Source organism: Microbacterium sp. Mcb102 (genome assembly GCF_024519805.1).
In the GTDB taxonomy this organism is placed as follows: Bacteria; Actinomycetota; Actinomycetes; order Actinomycetales; family Microbacteriaceae; genus Microbacterium.
Map to the genome: position 1 here is coordinate 148,733 of NZ_JALJRG010000005.1, position 16,272 is coordinate 165,004.

The window sequence follows — 16,272 nt, forward strand, 5'->3', positions numbered from 1 at the left end:
CCCTGGAAAACGACTGCGGCTGAGCTGGATTAAAGGCTACCCTTCGGTGCCGCCGCCTCCGTCACCCTCGCCGGGGTCGGTCGCGGCGACGATCGGAACGGAGAGCGGCGGCGACGCGGACGACGTGCGCTGGTCGCCACCCGAGCACATGCCCTGGTACGTGACGATGAGCTGCTGGCCGGCGGCATCAGCCACCTGAATCTGCGTGTTCCGCTGCGTCGGCTGGAAGTTCGGCCCGCCCGACACGAACGTGCCGTTCTGGAGCGAGACGACGTATCCGGAGAGCGTCGTGCCGCTCGGGCAGGTGAACCCGGTGCCCCAGGAGATGGTGACGGTGCTGCCGGCGATCGGGTCGCCCGTGATGGTCGGGGTGTCGGTCGGGGTCGGCAGGGCTGCGCGCGCGGCGTACATCGTGAGGGTCATCGGCTGCGTCGTCTCGACGTTGCCGGAGGGGACGACGCGGTAGACCTTGCCGACGTCGCCGTCGGTCGGGGCCGGGTCGCCCTCGGGGCAGGTGATCTCGCCCGTGAAACCGGCCTCCTTGAGCGTGGACGTGGCCGTGCCGCAATCCATGCCCGCCAGGCCCAACGCGGTCACGTCGACGCGGACCACCTCGGGCGGCGGGGTGGTCGCCGGTGGTGGCGTCTGCGTCTGGGACTGCGAGGGAGAGGCCGAATCCGACGGCTTGGCGTCAGGGTCGCCCTGGTTCATCAGCATCGCCCACACGGCTCCGCCGAGCACGATCACCAGCAGGGCGATCAGCGCGATCAGCGGCCAGGTCCACGGGCTCTTCTTCTTCTTCTTCTCGTCCGCCGCCGCGTCCTCTGTCGGGAGCTGAGCGGTGGTGGGAAGGATGTGGGTGGTGCCGTCGTCTCCGGACGCCGTGAGCATGCGCGTCGCATCGTCGTCACCGGCGATACCCCCGGTCGCGATCGCGGGAACGGCGATGGCCGCGGAGTTCAGGTCGCCGCGACGAAGCGCCTGGGCCGCACGGGCCACCGTCGCGGACGACGAGGGGCGGTCGCTGGGCTTCTTGGCGATCATCGCCATGACGAGGTTCTGCACCGGGATCGGCACGGTCGGCGGCAGCGGCGGCGGCTGCTCGTTGATCTGTGCCATCGCGATCGCCACCTGCGACTCGCCCGTGAACGGACGCTTGCCCGCCAGGCACTCGTACGCGACGATGCCGAGCGAATAGGTGTCGGTGGCGGGAGACGCCGGGTGACCCGATGCCTGCTCGGGAGACAGGTACTGCACGGTGCCCATGACCTGGCCGGTCGCCGTCAGCGGAACCTGATCGGCGATGCGGGCGATGCCGAAGTCGGTGATCTTGACGCGGCCGTCGGGCGTGATCAGCAGGTTTCCCGGCTTGATGTCGCGGTGCACGAGACCGGCCGCGTGTGCGGCCTGCAGAGCGGATGCCGTCTGGGCCACGATGTCGAGCGTCTTGTCGGCGCTGAGTGCACCGTCGCGCTCGAGCACGGTCGAGAGAGCCTCGCCGGGCACGAGTTCCATGACGAGGTAGGCGCTGCCGTTCTCCTCGCCGTAGTCGAAGACGCTGGCGATGCCCTCATGGTTCACGAGAGCGGCGTGCCGCGCTTCTGCACGGAACCGCTCGAGGAACCCGGGGTCCCCCATGTACTCGTCCTTGAGGATCTTGATCGCGACGGTACGTCCGATGACGTGATCCGTCGCTTCCCACACCTCGCCCATGCCACCGATCGCGATACGCGACTGCAGCTCGTAACGACCACCGAACGACACACCCTGCGTCGGCCTCATCTGCCCAGCACCGCCTCTATGACCTTCTTCGCAATCGGAGCGGCGATGGTGTCGCCACTGCCTGATTGTCCCTGTCCGCCGCCGTCTTCGACGACGACCGCTACTGCGACCGCGGGGTCGTCCGCCGGCGCGAAGCCGGTGAACCACAACGTGTGCGGCCTGTTTCCGTTCTCTGCGGTGCCCGTCTTACCGGCCACGTCGATCCCGTCTATTCTTGCACCCTGGGCCGCGCCCGTAGCGACGCTGGCCACCATCGACGCGGTCACGTCGTTGGCGACATCGGCCTCCATCGCACGGCCGAACTCGCTGTCCTGGAAGGCCTCGATCACCGACAGGTCGTTCCCGATCACGGCATCCACCATCCGGGGATTCATCACGACGCCGTCGTTCGCGAGACCGGCCGACACCATCGCCATCTGCAGGGGGGTCGCGGTGACCTTGCCCTGGCCGAATCCGGTGAGTGCGGTCTGCGCGTCGTCGAGGGCGCGGGGGTAGCTGGACGGTGTCGATTCCAGCGGAGTCTCGAAGGACTTGTTGAAACCGAGCTTCTCGGCCATCTCGCGGATCGTGTCGTCGCCGAGTTCGACGGCGAGCTCCGCCATCGGGATGTTGCAGCTGAGCCGGATGGCCTCGGCGATCGTGACCGTGGCGCCCGGCCCGCACTTGCCGCCCCAGGCGTTCGACACCCGATTGGAGGAGCCGGGGAGCGTGTACGAGATGGGGTTGGGCAGCGTCGACTGCGGGGTCCAGTTCCCGCTGGCGTACGCCGCCGCCGCGACGACGACCTTGAACGTCGATCCCGGCGGGTTGAGGTCGCCGGCGATCGCGCGGTTGGACAGCGGCTTGCCGGGGTCGGCGGCGAGCTGGTCGTAGGTGGCGTTCGCGGCGTCCGCGTCGTGCGTCGCCATTTGGTTCGTGTCGAAACCCGGGGTGGAGACCATGGCGAGGATGCGTCCGGTCTTCGGTTCCATCGCGACGACGGCACCCTGCAGCCCGCCGAGTGCTTCATAGGCGGCGCGCTGAGCCGCCGTGTTCAGCGACAGCTCCACGCTGTACCCGCGCTGGGGCTGGCCGGAGATGATGCGCTCGACCTCGGCGAGCAGGGCGTTGGCGCCCGTGCCGGAGAGTTCGGCGTTCATGGCGCGTTCGATACCCGTGCGCGAATCGAGCGCCGCGTTGAAGTAGCCGGTCACCGGTTCCCACATTGCGGCATCCGTGTAGACGCGCTGGAACTGGTACCTGTCGTCGCTGGGCACGGAGTTGGCGATGGTGGCGCCGTCGACGATGATCGCGCCGCGCTGGATCTCGTAGCTGTCGAGGCGCGTGCGCTTGTTGTTGCTGTTCTGGGCCAGGGCATCGGCCTCGACGACCTGGATCCAGCTGGTCGCGGCGAACAGGGCGATGAACATGAACAGCATCACGATGCTGAGGCGGCGGAGCTCTCGCGTCATCCGATCACGACCCTCGGTTGGCGGCGGACGCCGTCGGAGATGCGCAGCAGCAGCGCCACGATGAGCCAGTTGGCCACGAGCGACGATCCGCCGGCGGCGAGGAACGGGGTGGTCAGTCCGGTCAGCGGGATCAGACGCGTGACGCCGCCGACCATGATGAACACCTGCAGCGCGATGGTGAACGAGAGGCCGGTGGCGAGCAGCTTGCCGAAGTCGTCCTGACCGGCGAGACCGATGCGCATGCCGCGGCTGACGAAGACCATGTAGAGGCACAGGATCGCGAACAGCCCGATCAGGCCGAGCTCTTCACCGAGGCTCGTGATGATGTAGTCGCTGTGCGCGAGGGGCGTGACCTCCGGTCGTCCCTGACCCCAGCCGGTGCCGATGAGTCCGCCGCGGGCGAGACCGAACAGCCCCTGCATGGGCTGATAACCCGCGCCGTCGGGATCGACCTGGTTCGCGTCGAACAGGAACAGCCAGTTGATGAAGCGACCCTGCACGTAGCTGAGGATCTGCGTCGCGAGTGCCACGCCGGCGACGACGAGGCCCAGGCCGATGAGGACCCAGCTGGTCTTCCCGGTGGCGACGTAGAGCATCGCGACGAACATGCCGAAGATCAGGGTTCCGGTACCGAGATCGCGCTGGAAGACGATGATCCCGAGCGAGATGAGCCAGACCACGAGGACAGGTCCCAGTTCCCGCATGCGGGGCCAGGTGATGCCGAGAACCCTCTTGCCGACCGACGTGAGGCTCTCGCGGGTGCGTACGAGGTAGCCGGCGAAGAAGATCGCCAGGCAGATCTTGGCGAGCTCGCCGGGCTGGAAGGCGAAGACGCCGCCCAGCGACACCCAGACGGCCGCGTTCGCGTCGTCGATGCGGAGGCCGGGCACGAACGGCAGCAGCAGGAGCAGGATTCCGGCGAGACCGAAGATATAGGTGTACCGGAACAGGATCCGATAGTTGCGCAGCAGGATCACGACCGCGATGGCGCCCGCGAGGGAGATCGCGGTCCAGGCCAGCTGCTTCGTGGAGTAGGCGTCCCAGCCGGTGTTCTTGAAGGCGATGTCGATGCGGTAGATCATCGCGATGCCGAGGCCGGTCAACAGCGTCGCGATGGGCACGACGAACGGATCCGCATCGGCGGCGACGAAACGCAGCACGATGTGCAGCGCGAAGGCGAGGGCCGCGAGACCGCCGCCGATCGCGAGGATCATCGGGTCGATCACGCCGAGTGCGCCCAGCTGGACGAGAGTGAGCGCGGCGCCGCTCATCGCACAAGCGAACAGCAGCAGCCAGAACTCGCGGTTGCGCTGCGTCTGCGGCATCCGGAGTCGCTTGAGGGCCTTGATGACGGTGGTGTCCGCCTGCACGTCGGTGCTCATCCCTCACCCCCCGCGGGGGTCGCGCTCGGCGTCGGCAGCGGGGTGGGAAGCGGTGTCTGCTCGATCACGTTCGCGTCGGCGCCCGCCCGCAGACGGTCGACGATGGCCATCGCATCGGCCAGCGAGCGTGCATTGATCGTGCGCTCGACGGATGCCCGTTGATACTGCGGCAGGTTCGCGAGGAGGATGTCGGTGTCCTCGATCGGGGTCGACAGCGTGATCGGGCCGATGTTCTGCTGCACACCCTGGAAGATCACGACGCTGTCGTCGTCGGCGCCGATGAAGTAGCGCGTCTGGGTCCAGCTGTACGCGGCGAAGGCGGCGACGACCAGCATCGCGACGACCAGGAGCGCGCCGGCGATCCAGCCCGCCCGGCGGCGCTTCGCGCGACGCCGATCCTCTTCGATGAGCTCCTCGAGATACTCGGGGGCGGGCTCGAAGTGGCTGGGCTCGTTCGCGGCCTGTCGCACCGGGTGCAGCCAGTTTCCGCGCGGCGGGCGCACCGGCGGCACGTAGACACCGTCGGGGTTCGAGGCCGAGCCCACGATCGTGGGGGTGCCGGAGTGGATCGGATGCTGCCCGCCGACGTCGACCAGCACGATCGTGACGTTGTCGGGAGCGCCTCCGTCGAGTGCCTGCTTGAGCAGGTAGTCCGCCGTGCGGCCGGGGGCGACGCCGAGCTGCATCGCCTTGAGGATGCGAGTCTCGTCGACCACTCCGGAGAGCCCGTCGGAGCAGAGCAGCCACCGGTCGCCGGGCTGCGTGTGCATGACGAACATGTCGAGCTCGGGGTCGGCATCCATGTCGCTGAGCACCCGCATGAGGACCGAGCGCCGCGGGTGGTAGCGCGCCTCCTCCGGGGTGATCCGACCGGAGTCGACCAGGCGCTGCACGAAGGTGTGGTCGGCCGTGATCTGGGTCAGCGCGTCGTCGCGGTACAGGTAGATGCGCGAGTCGCCGATGTGGCCGATGACCGCATACTCGTCGACCATGATGATCGCGCTGACCGTCGTGCCGAGACCGGCGAGTTCGGGACGCTCCTTCGCGGCGCGGATGAGGTCGCCCGCGGCGGTCGTCGCGGCGGCCTGCAGCGAGGCCTGCGCGTCTTCGACCGAGGAGTAGCCCTGGTCGAAGGGCTGCAGCCGCTGGATCGCGATGCTCGAGGCGACGTCTCCACCGGCGTGGCCGCCCATGCCGTCGGCGACGGCGAACAGGTTCGCTCCGGAATAGCCGGAGTCCTGGTTGTTGGAGCGGATCTTCCCGGTGTGGGAGATCGCGACGCTCGAGCCTTCGAAGACCATGCCGGGGTCAGGCTCGCAGCTCGAAGGTCGTGGCGCCCACCTTGATGGGGGTGCCGAGCGAGAGGGCGACCGGTGAGGCCGACACGCGCTGGCCGGCGACGAAGGTCCCGTTGGTCGAGTCGAGGTCCTGGATCGCCCAGCTGTCGCCGCGCAGCATCAGGCGGGCGTGGTGGCTGGACGTGTAGTCGTCACGGATCACGAGAGCCGACTCGCTGGAGCGGCCGATCGTGAGCGAGTCGGCACTGAGCGGCAGCTCGAGGCCGGCCTTGGGCCCGGACGTGATGACCAGGCGCTTGGCGGTGGCGACGGTCGCCGGTCCGGTCGAGGAGCGTGCGGATGACGGCTTCGCCGCGGGGGCCGCTGCCGGTGCTGCCGCAGGAGCGGGTGCGCCGGCGGTCGCCTCGGCGGGGAGCTTGCGCACACGGACGCCGAAGAGGTCGGCGCGGAGCGAGTACACGACGCCGAACACGAAGAACCACATCAGGATGAGGAACCCGATGCGGAGCAGGAGGAGGATCAGTTCACTCAACCGAGGGCTCCGAACGCTCGGGTGGCGTCGTCGCCGCGGGGCGCAGGACGCGACGGGCTGGCCACGGGGACGATCCGGAACACCAGGTCGGTACGTCCGATGGTGATGGTCGTGTCGGTGGGGAGGGCGGCCTCGCGGAGCTTCTGGCCGTTGACCTTGGTGCCGTTCGTGGAGCCCAGGTCGCGCATCATGGCGCGCTCGCCGTCCCACAGGATCTCGGCGTGCTTGCGGCTGGATCCGGCGTCCGCGATCGTGATGTCGGCATCCGTCCCCCGGCCGATGACCGTACGGGCGCGGTTGATCGAGAGACGACGGCCGTCGACGTCGACCACGGCCTGCCAGCTCACGCGGCCCTCGACCGTGCCCGAGTTCACGCGCACGGTTCCCGTGGCGACCTTCTCGTCGGCCTCGAGGTTGATCGACAGCGGGCCGGAGAAGCTGTACCCCTGCGCCTTGGCGTGCTTGGTCAGCAGCGCGAGCAGCTCATCGGTGAGGGCGCCGCCGAGTCCCCGCATCCGCTCCGCGTCGTCCGGGCTGAGGCGCACGACGAAACTGTTCGGCGCGATGATGCGGTCGCGGCTCACGACCGCCGCCTTCGTGTCGGCCTCGCGGCGGAGCGCAGAAGCGATCTCCACCGGCTGAATGCCGCTGCGGAAGGTCTTCGCGAACGCGCTGTTTACTGCGCGCTCGAGACCCTTCTCAAAGCTGTCAAGTAGTCCCACTGGGCTCCTCTGGCATGCCGACCGGTAGAGACATCGTAGCCAGGTGACCTGGGGGAACGCCGCCGATCGGGGTCTGAGGCGTGCATCAGGGGGTGAAATCGCGTGATATCTTTGGGAAGTTGAGTTCTTCGGAACGAGACACTCGCGCGAGTGGCGGAATGGTAGACGCGCTGGCTTCAGGTGCCAGTGTCCGTAAGGACGTGGGGGTTCAAGTCCCCCCTCGCGCACAGCGAATGACACAAGGCCGGGCCCACAGGGTTCGGCCTTTGTCATTCTGAAGAAGGCCCGGCTCCGTTGAGGAAGCCGGGCCTTCTCCTTCTCCGGGCGCCGCTCAGGCCACAGGAAGATACCGGGTCAGGTGCTCGAACGGGGGCTGAGACGACAGGTGCGACACCGCCGCGGATCCCACCGCACAAGCGGCGGCCAGTGCATCGGCCGGCGCGTTCCCGGCACGCAGCGCGAGTACGAGGGCCGCGCAGAAGGCGTCACCGGCACCGACGGTGTTGACGGCCTCGGCGGGGACGCCGTCGGCTCGGGCGATCTCCTCGCCACGGCGATACAGTGCAGCGCCGGCCGCGCCGTAGGTGACCGCGACGAGTTCCGCCTCTGCCAGCTCGGGCATGAGCTCGCGCTCGGTCTCGTTCACGATGAACAGGTCGACCCGGCGCAGCAGAGCCTCGGGCAACGGCTGGGCGGGAGCGGCATTGAGCGCGATGAAGCCCTCCGCCGAGGCGACGACCTCCTCGACCACCGCGAGCGCGATCTCCAGCTGCATGAGCACGGCCTCGTCCGCGCCGAAGGTCACACCGACCAGGGAGACGTGGTCGTTGGCGCCGGGGCAGACCGCGATCTGGTTCTCGGCATCCGCGTCGACGACGATGAGCGCGGTGCCGGTGGCGTCATCCACCGTGCGCAGGTCGGCGACATCGACGCCGGCACGCTCCATCTCCGCGCGGGTCCAGGAACCGTCGGCGTCGTCACCGACGGCACCGACCATCCGGACCTTTCCGCCCAACTTCGCGGCGGCGACGGCCTGGTTCGCGCCCTTCCCGCCCAGGTCACGGGAGAGTCGCCCGCCGGCCACGGTCTCCCCGGCAGTGGGGAGTCGTTCGACGAACGCGGTGACGTCGACGTTCGCGCTGCCGACGACGACGAGGGATGGAAGAGCGGGAGAGGTCATGGCAGCAGCTTTCGGATCGAGCGGAGGCATCGGAACGCGGAAATCGCGGCCGGCTTGACGTTCATGATAGAAAGTGTAAACGTTTACGCACGCACATCTGCAAAGGAGCACCATGACAACTCCCGTCCTTCTCGACTGCGATCCCGGCCACGACGACGTCTTCGCCATCTGGCTCGCGGCCGGAAACGACGCCATCGACCTCCGCGGTGTGACGACGGTGGGCGGCAACGGCTACCTCGAGCACACCACCCGGAATGCGCGGATCGCACTCACCGTCGCCGGCGTGACGGACGTGCCGGTCGCCGCCGGTGCCGACAAGCCCCTCGTCCGTGAACTCACCCCCGGCGCATGGATCCACGGCGAGAACGCGCTGGGCGGACCCGTTCTCCCCGAGCCGACCGTGCCCCTCGACCCGCGTCACGCCGTGCAGTTCCTCGCCGACACCCTCGCCGCCTCGCCGGAGCCGATCACCGTGATCCCCACCGGCCCGCTCACCAACATCGCGCTCCTCCTGCAGCAGCATCCGGAGGTCGTGCCCCAGATCAAGGAGATCATCTGGATGGGCGGCTCGACCGGCCGCGGCAATGTCGGCGCGTATCCGGAGTTCAACGCCTGGGCAGATCCCGAGGCCGCGGCCGTGGTGTTCGCATCCGGCGTTCCGCTCACCATGGTCGGGCTCAACATCTCCCACCAGGCACTGATCACCGAAGAGGTGATCCAGCGGATCGGTGCGGTCGGCAACGCAACCTCGGCATTCGGAGTGGAGCTGCTGCGCTTCTTCTGCAGCACCTACGAGAAGGCCGAGGGCATGCCGGAGGGACCTCTGCACGATCCCATCACCGTCGCCATCGCGATCGATCGGGCCGTCGCCACGATCCAGCGCTGCCACGTCGACATCGAGACGACGGGTGAGTTCACGGGCGGTGCGACCTGCGTCGACCTGCACGACATGCTGGGCAAGGAGCCGAACACCGACGTCGCGATCACCCTCGACGCGCCGAAGTTCTGGGACCTGGTGACGGATGCTGTCGGCGCATTGGCCTGATGCTCAGCGCGGCGCGGCGGGCGTCGTGGACTCGGCCACGCGCAGACTCGGCGCGAGACGGCTGAGCACGTACGGGGCTTCGGGATCTTCCATCCGCCGCACGAGTGCCTCCGTCGCCTCACGCGCCAGCTCGTCGAACGGCTGCACCACGGTCGTCAACCGAGGCTCGCAGACATCCGCGAGCATCGTGCCGTCGAACCCGGTGACCTGCACGTCGGAGGGGACGCTCCGCCCCGCATGCTTCAGTGCGGCGATGGCACCGGCCGCGACGAGGTCGTCTCCGGCGATGATCGCATCGGGAAGCGGGCCGCGGGCCAGCAGCGCCTCCGCGGCGCTCTCGCCGAACGACAGCAGGTACTCGCCGAAGATGCTCTCCTCGTGCGGCAACCCGCGGGTGCGCACCGTCGCCTCGAAGGCGGCCCGCCGCTCGCGACCCACCGAGGTCACGTCGTTGCCGGAGACGAGGACGACACGCTTCGCGCCGCGGGAGGTGACGTGCTCGACGGCGAGGTCGATGCCGGCGTCGTTGTCGACCCCGACGAAGTCCGCCGGAAGATCGAGCACTCGCCGGTCGAGCTGCACCAGCGGAACCCTGCGCGCGGTGTCGGCGACCGCCTCGAACGAGAGCTCGGCATCGGAGGGCACCACGAAGATGCCCTCCACACGCCGTTCGACCAGCATGCGCAGACGATCGCGTTCCCGGTCGACGTCTCCGTGCGAATCCGCGATGACGAGGTCGAACCCACGGCGCTGCAGATGGTCCTCGAGGCGGTGTATGAGCTCACCGTAGAAGGGGTTGCTGATGACCGGGACGACCACGCCGATGGTGGCGCCTGTGCCGGCGCGCAGGCCGCGACCGATGAGGTTGACCCGGTAGCCCAGCTGCTCGGCCACCTGCGCGACATGCTCGGCCGTGCGTCCCGACACGCGGTCCTTGCCGTTGAGGGCCCGGGAGACCGTCGCGATGGAAACGCCGGCGGCGGCCGCCACCTCGTGCAGCGTGACGGACGCTTTCTTCATCACGACCCTCATCCCCGATGCCGACGGCACCACGACTCAAAGATATGGCGTGCGTAAAGGATTACGCACGCGCACAGCCAACGATTAGACACGAAGAAGTGAGCAATGACCAACCAGACAGATGCGGTTCGTACCCGTTCCAGCGTGGTTTCGCTGATGATCGCGCTCCTCGCGGCGTGCCTCGCGTTCCAACTCAACGCCAGCATGCTGAGCCCGGCTCTGGTGACGATGGAGCGTGAGCTCGACGCGACCGCCTCCGAGATCGCGTCGACCCAGACCGTCTTCTTCACGGCTGCCGCGCTGTTCACCCTCTTTCTCCCCCGTCTCGGCGACCTGATCGGTCGCCGACGGGTTCTCGTCGGGATGCTCGTCGTGATGGCGGTCGGCTGCGTCGTCGCGGCGCTCGCCACCAACGTCCCGATGCTCTTCATCGGGCGCCTCATCCAGGGAGTGTCGGGCCCGGTCGTGCCTCTGTGCCTGATCATGCTGCGCGCGGCCGTCGCGGATCCGAAGGTCTACGGCACCCTGCTCGGCGTCGTGACCGCGGTCAACGGAGGGATCGCCGGGGGCGACGCTCTGCTCGGCGGGTATCTGGCGACCAACCACGGCTTCGCCTCGATCTTCTGGACCATGGGCGGTGTCGCCGTCGGTGCGGCTCTCGTCGTGCGCTTCCTCGCCCCCGAGACGATGGCCGAAGACCGTCCGCGGATGGACTGGTGGGGCTCGCTGCTGCTGGTCGTCTCCGTCGGCTCGATGCTTGTCGCCCTGAACGAGCTCGGGAAGCTCGCGGCGGCGGACCTGATCCTCGTGATCGTCCTCGCGGTGGTCGCCGTCGTCTCGTTCGTCTCCTTCTGGAAGCTCGAGGGCAGGCTCGATCATCCGCTCGTCTCGATTCCCCAGCTGAAGCAGCGCGCCACCTGGGCGTTGAGCGCCACCTCACTCCTCACCCTCTCCGGGATCTTCGCGATCATGAACGGCGTCGTGCCGGCCCTCGCGCAGGACTCCTCGATGAACCTCGGGATGAGTGCCGAGGAGGTGTCGCTGTGGATCCTCATGCCGTATGCCCTCGCCGGCCTGCTGATGGGTCCGCTCAGCGGCAGACTCGCCGCCACGGTCGGGTACCGGACGATGCTGCGGATCGGCCTCGGCGGCACCATCGTGGTGCTCGGCCTCATGGTCGCCAACGTCGAGACCGCCTCACGTCTCGTGCTCCTGCTGCTCTCCGTCGCCGTCGGCATCACCTACGCCGGGATCGGGAACATCATGCTCAACGGCCTGGGCGTCGTGCTCTCGCCGAAGGAGCGCCCGGGGTCGCTTCCCGGTTTGAACACCGGCGCCATCAACCTCGGCGCCGGGCTGAGCTTCGTCGTCATCTACGCCGCTCAGACGTCGTTCGCCTCGGAGTCGGCCGGAGCGGGGGCCGGATACGTCGCCGCACTGGTCACCGGAGCCGTCGTGCTCGTCGGTGCGCTGATCTTCTCGATGTTCATCCCGAAGCCGGTGCATGCCGAACTGAGGTGACGCGTCGCCCGGGGTGATTTTTCCCGGATCAGGTGCGGAAAAAGCGGAGGCGTGGTTGAATATGCGCAGCCTCTCGGGGGAGGGAGCGGGTCCATAGGGGCGCGCCCCGCGAGTCCGCACGGACCTCGCCCGACACGAAGAGGTTCTGATGACCGACAAGTCCCGAAGCAGGCGCGCCCGGCAGAACCCGCACTCTCTGAGGAGCCGCTTCGCCGCCGCGGCCGTCGCCCTCACCGTCGGTGTGCTGGGAGCGCTGGCGCCGCTCGGTGCCACACCAGCGCAGGCCGAGTCGAATGCACCGAACACGGTGCTCATCGGAGAGAACACCTTCTACGTCTACGCCGCCGCTGGCGAGACCGTGACGGGGGAGTTCATCCTCAACCTCTTCGACGCCGCGCGAGGCCAGACGTTCAGTCTCACGGACCCCTCCGGCGCCGTGCGCTGGACGTGTGACCTTGCTCCGGCTGCTCCGACCGGAACGACCTGCACCGTTCCGGCCGGGATGACCGGACCGACGGGGGTGTGGCTCCTCGAGACGGAGGGTCTCGGCGCCGTGACCGCCAACTGGCCTCCGGGCTCGGGAAACGAATCGCGGTGGGACATCACCGTGCTCTCCAGCGGCGGCGCGCCGATTGAAGGTCGGGTGTGGTCCAAGCAGTACCGCGCGTACAGCTCCCTCACACCGGGGTCGGGCACCGTCTTCGCCAATTCCGACCTCGGCTTCTGGGTCGTGTCGGAGAACGGCACGCAGTACACGGTGGAGATGCCCGTCTTCAACGGTGGTGGATGGAGCTTCAACAGCGATGCCTTCGGGAACGTGCTCGATCCCGCGCTCTGCACGCCCGCCTACCGATCGCTCGCGCAGACGAGCAACTCGCCGGAACATCAGGGTCCTGGGCCGGAGTGCGGCCCCGGTTACAACCTCTTCTTCGAGCCGCCGGCAGCCGATCTTCCCGGATTCGCCACGTCGGCCGACGGCGAAGAGTTCGTCAATCCCGACTACTCCCCTCCGAGCTTCGGAGGCACCGCCTACTCGCGGACCAACGCCCTCTCGCACGCCGGAGCGCTCGAGTACGAGCTGAACAACTTCACGGGCAACTATGTCGTCCGGGTCGATGTCGACGGCAACGGGTCGTACACGGATCCTTTGGACATCGCTCTCCCCCAGTCGGGAACGGACGGCACGGTGAGCGCTCCGTGGGATGGCCGTGATTCCGCCGGCACGCTCGTCGACGTCTGCACGACGGTGAACTTCGAGGTCGCCATCGAGAAGACGGACGAGATCCACTTCGTGCTCGGTGACGTCGAGGTTCTGCCCGGCGGCATCCGCATCACGCAGATCGTCGGTTCGAGTGTCGGAAACGACACCATCTATTGGGATGACACGGAGGTGCCCCTGTCGGGTACCGGCCCCAAGTCGAGCACGAGCCCTCCCCTCGTCAATCTCGCCGGTCTGAGCAGCGCCGGCTTCGTCCATGGGTGGGCGTCCACCGGCGCGAACCAGTGGGGAAACTTCGCAGCCATCGACAACTGGACCTACAGCGACATCGACGTGAGCGCGCAGGCGTCTTCCCTCGGCAACTGCCTGACGCTGACGAAGACCTCCGACGCGACCGTCGACACCCGCCCGGGCGACGATGTGGGATACACCATCACCGCGACCAACACCGGCGAGGAACCGTACACCGCGGCGAACCCGGCCGTCGTCACCGATGATCTGACCGCTGTCCTCGACGACGCCGCCTACAACGACGACGCCACCGCGACGATGCCGGGGACCATCGCCTACGCGGCTCCCGATCTGACCTGGACCGGCCCGCTCGCGGTGGGTCAGAGCGTGGAGCTCACCTACACGGCGACGGTCGCAGCCGGAGGCGACGGCCTCGCGCGGAACGTGGTGTTCAGCGGTACGCCTGACACTCCGACCCCGGCGTGCAACCCTCCGAACGGCGATGGCGTCGACCCGGCCACGGGGATCGCCTGCGCCGAGGCGGAGTTCCTGCTGCCGAAGCTGGCGGTCACCAAGGCTGCCGACACCACCGAACTGCCGGCGGACGGCGGGGTGGTCGAATACACGATCACGGCCACGAACACGGGACCCGGCGCCTACACGGCCGCCGAGCCGGCCCGCGTGACCGACGATCTCAGTGCCGTTCTCGACGACGCGACGTTCGGCGGGATCACCTCGCCGACCGACGGCTCCGCGGAGCTGGTCGGAGACGAACTCACCTGGGTCGGCCCCCTCGCCGCCGGCGAGAGTGTCACCATCACGTACACGGCGACGTACGACTCCGCCGCGGGCGACAACGTCCTCTACAACCTCGTCTGCATCCCGACGGACGAGACGGCAGCAGGACAGGACGACTGCGCGAGCGTGCGCATCCCGGCGGCAGAACTCGTGATCGACAAGACGGTGGACCCGGAGTCGGGCACCGCGGTCGACGCGGGGCAGGTCGTGACCTACACGCTGTCGTTCGAGAGCGTCGGCGAGGCCGCGGCGGCGGTGGACAAGGTCGACGACCTGTCCGACGTGCTCGACGACGCGGAGCTGGTGGCGGGGTCGATCACAACGTCGAACCCCGGGCTGACGGCGGAACTCCAGGGCACCGACCTGATCGTCACGGGCTCCGTCGCGGTCGGGGAGACGTACACCGTGTCGTATTCGGTGACGGTGGATGCGTTCGCGGATCAGGAGAACCACCTTCTTGCGAACATCGTGCAGAATCCGGATGGCTCCTGCGATGTCGAAGGCTGTCCGGAGACGTTGAACCCGATCCGTCATTTCGTCGTCGAGAAGGACGCGGATGCGACCACGGCTGTGCAGACCGATGATGTCGTGACGTACACGGTCACGGTCACGAACGACGGTGAGGGTGACTACACGGCGACCGAACCGGCGGGTTTCACGGATGACCTGACCGATGTGCTCGACGACGCGTCCTACAACGGCGATGCGGTCGCGGTGGCGTCGGACGGTTCGACGGTGCCGACTCCCACGGTGACCGGTGCGGTTCTCGCGTGGTCGGGGCCGATCGTGGCGGGCGAATCCGTATCGGTCACGTACTCGGTGACCGTGACGAACGCCGGCGACGCCGACCTGATCAATGCGGCGACGCCCGTGTGCGCACCGGGCGTGATCTGCGACCCGGTGACGCCGCCGGTGGACATCGACCTGCCGCGCATCACCCCGGAGAAGTCTTCCGATCCCGTTTCGGGCTCGGGTGTGGTCGCCGGTGACGTGATCACGTACTCGCTGACGTTCACCAACAGCGGCCAGGCCGCGGGTGACGTCGCCTCGACCGATGATGTGTCGGAGGTGCTCGACGACGCGGAGGTCACGACCGGCCCGACGGCCGATCTCGCGGGCATCACGGCCACGTTCGACGCGGGCACGGGCGAGATCCGCATCGAGGGGTCGCTCCCCGCCGCGGCGACGGTGACCGTGACGTATCAGGTGACCGTGCTGGCGGACGGTGAGCGCGGCGACAACATCCTCACCAACGTCGTCACCCCGGATGTGCCGCCGTACGTATGCGATGACAGCGACCCGGACTGCGACCCGTTCGTACCGCCGAGTACGGAGCACCCCGTCGGTCAGCTCTCGGTGGACAAGACGGTAGACCCGGAGTCGGGCACTTCGGTCGACGCGGGACAGGTGGTGACCTACACCCTGTCGTTCGCGAGTGTCGGTGCCGCGGCATCGGCGGTCGACAAGATCGACGACCTGTCCGACGTGCTGGACGACGCGGAGTTGCTCGCCGGTTCGATCACGACGTCGAATGCGGCGCTGACCGCAGAGCTCCAGGGCACGGATCTGGTGGTCACCGGGTCGGTGCCCGCCGGCGCGACGTACACGGTCACCTATTCCGTGACCGTGAGCGCGTTCGAGGACCAGGAGAACCACCTCCTTGCGAATATCGTGCAGAATCCGGATGGATCGTGTGGCGTCGAGGACTGCCCGGAGACGTCGAACCCGATCCGTCATTTCGTCGTCGAGAAGGACGCGGATGCGACCACGGGCGTGCAGACCGGTGATGTGGTGACGTACACGGTCACCGTGACGAACGACGGTGAGGGTGCCTACACGGCAACGGAGCCGGCCGGGTTCACGGACGATCTCACCGATGTGCTCGACGACGCGTCGTACAACGGCGATGCGGTCGCGGTGGCGTCGGACGGTTCGACGGTGCCGACTCCCACGGTGACCGGTGCGGTTCTCGCGTGGTCGGGGCCGATCGCGGCGGGCGAATCCGTATCGGTCACGTACTCGGTGACCGTGACGAACGCCGGCGACGCCGACCTGATCAATGCGGCGACGCCCGTGTGCGCACCGGGCGTC

11 protein-coding genes and 1 tRNA gene are annotated in these 16,272 nt (G+C 68.2%); 4 read left to right on the forward strand and 8 right to left on the reverse strand.

The window, feature by feature from the left end; genetic code table 11:
• Positions 1 to 36: 36 nt before the first annotated feature.
• Genes OC372_RS14080 through OC372_RS14105 form a run of 6 tightly spaced genes read right to left on the reverse strand, consistent with a single transcriptional unit; the run spans position 37 to position 7,167 of the window.
• Entirely contained in the window at positions 37 to 1,782 is a 1,746-nt protein-coding gene (locus OC372_RS14080; RefSeq protein ID WP_262002434.1) for a protein kinase domain-containing protein, read from the reverse strand.
• Complete coding sequence (locus OC372_RS14085) at positions 1,779 to 3,233, reverse strand: penicillin-binding transpeptidase domain-containing protein (RefSeq protein WP_262002435.1); 1,455 nt, start codon at positions 3,231 to 3,233, stop codon at positions 1,779 to 1,781. The genes OC372_RS14080 and OC372_RS14085 overlap by 4 nt, the downstream gene beginning before the upstream one ends.
• Positions 3,230 to 4,615: an FtsW/RodA/SpoVE family cell cycle protein gene (locus tag OC372_RS14090; RefSeq protein ID WP_029264174.1), complete on the reverse strand. Its 1,386-nt coding sequence runs from the start codon at positions 4,613 to 4,615 to the stop codon at positions 3,230 to 3,232. The genes OC372_RS14085 and OC372_RS14090 overlap by 4 nt, the downstream gene beginning before the upstream one ends.
• Positions 4,612 to 5,916 carry a PP2C family protein-serine/threonine phosphatase gene (locus tag OC372_RS14095; RefSeq protein WP_262002436.1) on the reverse strand — a complete coding sequence of 435 codons (1,305 nt, stop codon included), beginning with the start codon at positions 5,914 to 5,916 and terminating at the stop codon, positions 4,612 to 4,614. The genes OC372_RS14090 and OC372_RS14095 overlap by 4 nt, the downstream gene beginning before the upstream one ends.
• Before the next feature lie 7 nt (positions 5,917 to 5,923).
• Entirely contained in the window at positions 5,924 to 6,445 is a 522-nt protein-coding gene (locus OC372_RS14100) for an FHA domain-containing protein (RefSeq protein WP_262002437.1), read from the reverse strand.
• Positions 6,442 to 7,167, reverse strand: a complete 726-nt coding sequence (locus tag OC372_RS14105) for an FhaA domain-containing protein (protein ID WP_262002438.1) — start codon at positions 7,165 to 7,167, stop codon at positions 6,442 to 6,444. The genes OC372_RS14100 and OC372_RS14105 overlap by 4 nt, the downstream gene beginning before the upstream one ends.
• A gap of 144 nt (positions 7,168 to 7,311) precedes the next feature.
• Here OC372_RS14105 and OC372_RS14110 point away from each other — a divergent pair.
• Positions 7,312 to 7,394 (forward strand) — tRNA-Leu (locus OC372_RS14110).
• A gap of 104 nt (positions 7,395 to 7,498) precedes the next feature.
• Here the strand turns inward: OC372_RS14110 and OC372_RS14115 are convergent.
• The gene (locus tag OC372_RS14115; protein WP_262002439.1) at positions 7,499 to 8,347 is read right to left on the reverse strand and encodes a ribokinase; all 849 of its coding nucleotides are present in this window, start codon (positions 8,345 to 8,347) and stop codon (positions 7,499 to 7,501) included.
• A gap of 112 nt (positions 8,348 to 8,459) precedes the next feature.
• Between OC372_RS14115 and OC372_RS14120 the strand changes: the two genes are divergently transcribed.
• Positions 8,460 to 9,392, forward strand: coding sequence for a nucleoside hydrolase (locus tag OC372_RS14120; protein WP_262002440.1), 933 nt, complete (start codon positions 8,460 to 8,462; stop codon positions 9,390 to 9,392).
• 3 nt (positions 9,393 to 9,395) lie between these two features.
• Here OC372_RS14120 and OC372_RS14125 read toward each other — a convergent pair whose 3' ends face one another.
• The gene (locus OC372_RS14125; protein WP_262002441.1) at positions 9,396 to 10,412 is read right to left on the reverse strand and encodes a LacI family DNA-binding transcriptional regulator; all 1,017 of its coding nucleotides are present in this window, start codon (positions 10,410 to 10,412) and stop codon (positions 9,396 to 9,398) included.
• Positions 10,413 to 10,517: 105 nt separating this feature from the next.
• On the opposite strand from OC372_RS14125, the gene OC372_RS14130 reads away from it, so the two are divergent.
• Both OC372_RS14130 and OC372_RS14135 read left to right on the forward strand, forming a co-directional pair.
• Positions 10,518 to 11,933, forward strand: coding sequence for an MFS transporter (locus tag OC372_RS14130; protein ID WP_262002442.1), 1,416 nt, complete (start codon positions 10,518 to 10,520; stop codon positions 11,931 to 11,933).
• 148 nt (positions 11,934 to 12,081) lie between these two features.
• Positions 12,082 to 16,272: DUF11 domain-containing protein (locus OC372_RS14135; protein WP_262002443.1), on the forward strand; the 4,191-nt coding region annotated here is incomplete at its 3' end.

Coding starts and splice junctions, on each gene's coding strand:
- OC372_RS14130 (WP_262002442.1), top strand. CDS start 10,518: ATGACCAACCAGACAGATGCGGTTCGTACCCGTTCCAGCGTGGTTTCG.
- OC372_RS14085 (WP_262002435.1), bottom strand. CDS start 3,233: ATGACGCGAGAGCTCCGCCGCCTCAGCATCGTGATGCTGTTCATGTTC.
- OC372_RS14090 (WP_029264174.1), bottom strand. CDS start 4,615: ATGAGCACCGACGTGCAGGCGGACACCACCGTCATCAAGGCCCTCAAG.
- OC372_RS14120 (WP_262002440.1), top strand. CDS start 8,460: ATGACAACTCCCGTCCTTCTCGACTGCGATCCCGGCCACGACGACGTC.
- OC372_RS14080 (WP_262002434.1), bottom strand. CDS start 1,782: ATGAGGCCGACGCAGGGTGTGTCGTTCGGTGGTCGTTACGAGCTGCAG.
- OC372_RS14115 (WP_262002439.1), bottom strand. CDS start 8,347: ATGACCTCTCCCGCTCTTCCATCCCTCGTCGTCGTCGGCAGCGCGAAC.
- OC372_RS14095 (WP_262002436.1), bottom strand. CDS start 5,916: ATGGTCTTCGAAGGCTCGAGCGTCGCGATCTCCCACACCGGGAAGATC.
- OC372_RS14125 (WP_262002441.1), bottom strand. CDS start 10,412: ATGAAGAAAGCGTCCGTCACGCTGCACGAGGTGGCGGCCGCCGCCGGC.